Below are 6,177 nucleotides of genomic sequence, written 5' to 3'. Positions count from 1 at the left end.
TCCCCCACCGCCACTGCGTTCGGCGGTGGGGGTTATTCAGGTATTGTCCTTCCGGACAAGAAATTAGTAACAATTATTAAAAGCCAAAGTTGAAAAACAAAGCAGATTACACAGAAAAGAATTTATTCTAATTATTTTAATTTCTTTCAGTTATATAAAAAATCTGCGCTATCTGCGTAATCTGCGTGAGAAAAACGAGAGAAAAACCTCCCCGAGTTCCCCGAGATCCCCGAGAGACAAAAAAATCCGCGCTATCTGCGTAATCTGCGTGAGAAAAACAAGAGAAAAACACCACTTATGTAATCGTTTACATAAATTTAACAATGTTAAAAAGGGAATAATTAATACTCAATTTGGACAAAAATTAGTAAATTTGCCACGCTTTGCATTATTGTACAAAACTTTAAAAACTATAAACAATTAAACTAATTATTTACAATGCATTACTACAGTTTTAAATCCCGCTACTTGCGGGTAATGCTCCTGTCGTTAGTGTTCTTGTTGACCGCCGGACAAGCCTCGGCTAGATACATCTACTTTAAGAACGAAACATCTACCACATGGAGCCAAATTAATGCTTACCTATGGCAAGGCGATGGAGGTTCCTCTTCATGGCCTGGAGGAGTAATGGAAAGCATAGGAGATTCTTGGTACCGCATCGAAGCCGGTTCATGTCAAATGGTTATTTTCAATGACAACGGAACTAACGATGGCGATAAGAGAACTAACGATGTTTCTATCCCAGATGGGAAGAATGCTTTCTATTTTAAAGGAAAGGACTACAACGCTGATCGAGGCGATTGGGGCATTTACGTTGAAACAACTTGGACTATCGTCGGTGTAGCAGCTATCATTAATGGCAATGAGTGGACCACTGACACTGAAGCCAACGACATGGTTAAAGGAGCAGACGGTAAATACACTCTCATCGTTGAGAAAACAAACCTTGCTGCCGGAAACTATGATTATAAGGTAGCAAAGAACCATTCATGGGATGGGTCTTACCCCGCTTCAGGAAACCAAACTCTGACCATCTCTGAAGCAGGTGACTATACTATTGTTTACACTTACGATGGTGAATCTTCTCTGACCGCTACAGCTACTAAGAAAGTTACTAAGGTAGAGACTCCAACCTTCAGCGTTGCAGGTGGTACTTACCACGCTGCACAGAGTGTTGAAATCGCTTGTGCTACCGACGGTGCTACAATCTATTACACTACCGATGGCAACAATCCCACAACAAGTAGCACTCAATATACAGGTGCAATTGCTGTGAATGCAACTACCACCCTCAAAGCTATCGCTGCAAAGGATGGCATGACTGCTAGTGACGTAGCCTCGGCTACCTACACTATCGAACTTCCCCAGACTGGTCGCCTTTATATTAAGGTGGGCGACGGTGCTTACACCGAGATGGATGCCAGCGACGGCAACTTCACTTGGCAAGGCGACATCAACAATGAACAAATAATCAAGTTCTCTTCAAATGGAACTGATGACGAAGCATTCCACTTTGCTTCAACAACTGCTTACGATTATGAAGTCAATGCAAGTTTTTATAGCAACAACGAGGTTGCATTTGGCGCAGGCAATGACTACATCATGAAGTGGGGCAACGGCAACTACACAATCACCGTTCCAGCTGACTACAGCAACGTGACATTCGTTCAGAACTCAGTTGAAAAGACCTATACCATCTACTACAAGGGCAACTATCGCAATGCTTACATTTGGATAGATAGCTCACAGGAATGGAAAGAACCTTGGCCTGGCGAAGCGATGACCCAAGATGGTGACTGGTACAAGATTGTCCTCAAAGACGAAGACAAGGACAAAGGTTACAACCGCATTATCTTCAATAATAATGATAATGAAAAGACTGGCAACCTCACTATCCCCGAGTCATTGTGGGAAACTGGTGAGGCTCGCTACGACACCGACCATTGGGTAATTAACCCCAACACCGGCGTGCTTTATGTTAAGTTTGGAGAAGATGGAACTTATACATTAATGAGCAAGGACACCGATGGCAACTTCACTTGGACCGGCGACATCAACAACGATGTTGTAATCAAGTTCCGTAGCAAGGATAACAGCGACGATAATTATCACCTGCATCCCAGCGGCAGCGGAGATTACTGGGTAAATGAAACTAATCATAACGACGATCTCACATTTGGTGCTGGCTCTAACTACCTCATGAAGTGGGGCAATGGCAACTACACAATCACTGTTCCTGCCGACTACAGCATGGTATCATTTACCAAGAATGCTGGCTATATAGAGAACGGTATTCCCGTCTATCCTATCGGTGTGCAGAGTGAGACTGAGTTGAAGAAATATGACTTCGAAAACAATCCCGCAATCTATCTGCAGTGCAAGGTGCTCAACGACGAGCGCGTTTCTCCCGAGTGGCAGATGATTAAGGGCGATGATGGCAAGTATCACCTCAATGGCTTTGCAATGCGTGGTACTACGTGCCGCGATGCGGATGGTGATAAAGATATTGAAGCACTCGCCTTCGTGCGCGTCTATGATGCTGATGGCACTCACACCGCTGGCAGCTTCAAGCTCGACAAGAGTGCTTACCTGACTAATGGTGAACTCTACAATGCAACATTTGACCCCGAGACAAATACCCTCAGCCTCACCGAGGACGAGACTGCACAAGGTCACATGCCCTTCATTTCACTCGTTGGTAATGAGATGAAGCAAGACCAGAACTACACAACACCTCGCAACAGCCGCACCGACAGCGCTTGGCAAGAGGCTTGGATTCAGTATGACGAGAATGGTAATATTCTCAAAGACCGTGAGGACAACGTGATGTATAGCACCATGTGGCCTCCCAAGAATCCTATTTACTTCACTGCAAACATCGGTGGCGAGCGCCTCTACTCTTCAGAGCAGATGACATTCAAGGTAGACAACAACTTCACTGCTAAAACCGGTGCTGAGTGGAAAGAGCAACTCACAGGTGATGAGTATACAGGTCTTGTTCTTGACGACAACACAAACTACGTGCGCTACGTCGTACCCGATATTTGGTTCGTAGGCCAAGCTAAAATTTGGACTGGCTGGGGCGGACAAACAACATATAGCTACGGTAATCCCATTGCACAATGGAGTAACCACGCTAACTGGGGTTACATGAACAACAAGGAAGTAGGTACTCCAATTGATGCCGAAACGACCTACGGCGTAAGCACTAATGATAACGCTAATGGTAACTTCAGGTTTGACAATCCCACCTACTTCAAGACTATCGAGTTCTACTTGAATGAAAATGACCGCAACCAGAGCAAGATTTACACCACTCTCGCATTTGGTAACGCACAGATTGAGGCCCAGAGCCACAAGCAAGGCGACACCTACGACCGCGGTATGTATAAGCCTTCAGTAACTATTCCCGAAGGTAATGAAGTATTGAGCTACATCATCCGTTGCTATGACGCTACTACTAATCAACTCGTGACTCTCAATGACGGTATCGTTGCTCAAGGCAAGGGCGACCCCACAAAGGGTGAATTCCAACTTGACATCGAGGGTCTTGCCGAGGGTAAGTACTACTATGAGATGGAAGTAGTGTTCAACAACAGCGGCGTTGAGCGCACTGCTACAGTGAAGTCTAACCCCTTCACTATCTACTTCCCTGGTGTTTACACTACCGAGACTCAGTCTTATCAGCTCCTCAAGCTCGCATCTGAGATGAACGGCTACAACTACCTCACCGTGGCTCAGGACACCGAGAAGGGCGCTATCTACGCTGCCAACCTCGATGCTTACAGCAAGGTAACCGCAGTTGCGGCAATCACCAGCGAGCAACGTGCTGCTGCTGTTGCACAGTATGAAAACCGCGACAACCTCTACACCGACCGCGTGCTCGTGATTGCTCCTGTGCCCGCACAGTTCAAGCTCGATGCCGAGAAGTCAAGCGCTGAAATGACTATCGTGAACTACTCTCTCGATGAAAATGCCAATGAGGTTGTTAATCCTCAGACCGACGGCTCAATGGCTTACGTAATCCAGCAGGGCCACATGGGCAATGTCAACCACAAGGCTGTAATGAACTATACAACTACCGTAGATGAAACTGTCACTCCCAAGCAAACAATGGGTAAGGAAGTGTCAACCTACATGGTTCGTCCTAACCCCGTGGCAGGTGATGCTCAGGTAAGTGTTGTTCGAAAAGTGAATGGCACAACTCTTGGAGATAAGTCAGTTTCTTACTACAAGGTTAACGCAAGCAAGTCGTTCATGGATCCCAACACAATGAGTGTCGATGTTGAATATAGCATTGCAGGCAATACTTATCATGTGACTGGCGGCCGCGCTGAGCGTGGCATTGCAATGACCAACCTTGATCCTGCGGCTACTAGCCAAACAACAGTTGTAGTTAAGTATCGTGATGCACAGAACAACTACACTCTCGAGGCCAACAAGTTCGCTCCCGTGGAAATCACTAGCAGCGAGGTAGCTATCAAGGAAGGTGACCGCGCAATTACAGACGCAGCTATCACCTATGCTCCCCCTTACAGCACCAAGTGGGGCAAGCTGGTTTCAGCAATCACTACTTTTGGCTTCAGCGAAACAACTGCTGAAAAGATTGGTGACACTGATCTCGCAGTTGAGCTCTATGAGCCCGAGGTTTATGTAAACGGTGGCGAGACTGCTTACGGTTTCTACACATCTGACAACGATTCTAGGTCAACTACTCCTAAGGCTTATTTCACAGCTGACGAACTCGGAGAGATGAACGCAAGCGATCCCGAAGCAATCCAGTATTACTTTGACAATGGCATTGGTAAGGATGACAATCAAACAATCGAGACAGTTAAAGTCACTATTGCTCCTGTTTATCCCATCCTTGTTGATCCCACAGTGAAAGTGACAGGATTTGATGCTCCCAGTCACGCTCCCGCTCTCAAGGCTGAAAGTGATGACCTCGCTAAGCTCCAGAACCTGTATGGCAAGGCAGCCGAGAAGGAAATCAACACTAGCAACGATGGCATCGTTACTGGTATCAACGACATCGCAAGCAAGGAAGTACAGAGCGTACGCTTCGTGAACGTTGCCGGCCAGATGAGCGACAAGCCCTTCGAGGGCGTGAACATCGTAGTGACCAAGTACACCGATGGCTCAACCCAGGCAGTGAAAATGGTTAAATAATCAGCAACCATTAAAACCCTCTATAACGATGGGGCTGTGTCAACCACGACACAGCCCCATCTTTTATTCTCTCGCACAGATTACGAAAGCAGAATTTTATGCCTCTCGGGGATTTTTTCTCTCGCAGATTACGCAGATAGCGCAGATATTTTGTCTCTCGGGGATATCGGGGAACTCGGGGAGGTTTTTCTCTCGTTATTCTCACGCAGATAACGCAGATAGCGCAGATTTTATATTATAACTGAAAGAAATTAAAATAATTAGAATAAATTCTTTTCTGTGTAATCTGCTTTGTTTTTCAACTTTGGCTTTTACAATAATTGTTACTAATTTCTTGTCCGGAAGGACAATACCTGAATAACCCCCACCGCCGAACGCAGTGGCGGTGGGGGAATAGTGTCAACAGGCGTGTGCGTCCAGCAGGACGCTAATCGGGCAACATTTGCATCCATTTCTTGCACACACCAAAATATTAATCTAATTTTGCAAGAAAAGATCATGAGTCGCTATTGTTTTTTATACCACATTGTGTTCCGCACCAAGGGCAGTATGCTCACCATAGATGAAAGGCACGAGAAAGAGCTCTATGGCTACATCCACCAGTTTTGCAACAACAAGCAAAGCAAACTGTACCGTATAGGTGGCATGCCAGACCATATTCACATGCTGGTATCAATCCATCCCAGCATTGCAGTAGCAACATTTGTCCAAATATTAAAGACAGAAACAAGCAAATGGCTGAAGGAATCACCATCTTTTCCCATTTTTTGCGGATGGGCCGAAGGGTATGCTGCCTTCACTTATGCTTATCGAGACTTTGACAAGGTGAAAGGCTACATCATGCGTCAGAAGGAACATCACCACTCCTTTACTCTTGCCCAAGAATATAACGACCTGCTGGCAGAGTTTCAAGTAAACCCATCTGACGACTATTTTTTGCGTGATTGATACCCGATTAGCGTCCTGCTGGACGCATTTCTTCGGGATTGCTATACCCCCACCGCCACT

At 45.9% G+C, this 6,177-nt stretch carries 2 protein-coding genes; both read left to right on the top strand.

The features are described 5' to 3' along the window. Positions 1-477 precede the first annotated feature (477 nt). Positions 478-5,169 (top strand): chitobiase/beta-hexosaminidase C-terminal domain-containing protein, encoded by a 4,692-nt coding sequence (locus ACKI3C_RS02585; protein WP_407401745.1) that lies wholly within the window; start codon positions 478-480, stop codon positions 5,167-5,169. 498 nt (positions 5,170-5,667) lie between these two features. Further along, positions 5,668-6,117, top strand: a complete 450-nt coding sequence (gene tnpA / locus ACKI3C_RS02580; protein WP_407401743.1) for an IS200/IS605 family transposase — start codon at positions 5,668-5,670, stop codon at positions 6,115-6,117. Positions 6,118-6,177 lie beyond the last annotated feature (60 nt).

The organism is Sodaliphilus sp., assembly GCF_045598405.1.
Classification (GTDB): domain Bacteria; phylum Bacteroidota; class Bacteroidia; order Bacteroidales; family Muribaculaceae; genus Sodaliphilus; species Sodaliphilus limicaballi.
The sequence above is the reverse complement of the archived record's forward strand: the minus strand, read 5'-3'. Positions and strand labels throughout refer to the sequence as shown.

What these genes read in the sequence shown, in the direction of transcription:
- tnpA (WP_407401743.1), top strand. Translation starts at nt 5,668, where the DNA reads ATGAGTCGCTATTGTTTTTTATACCACATTGTGTTCCGCACCAAGGGC.
- ACKI3C_RS02585 (WP_407401745.1), top strand. Translation starts at nt 478, where the DNA reads ATGCTCCTGTCGTTAGTGTTCTTGTTGACCGCCGGACAAGCCTCGGCT.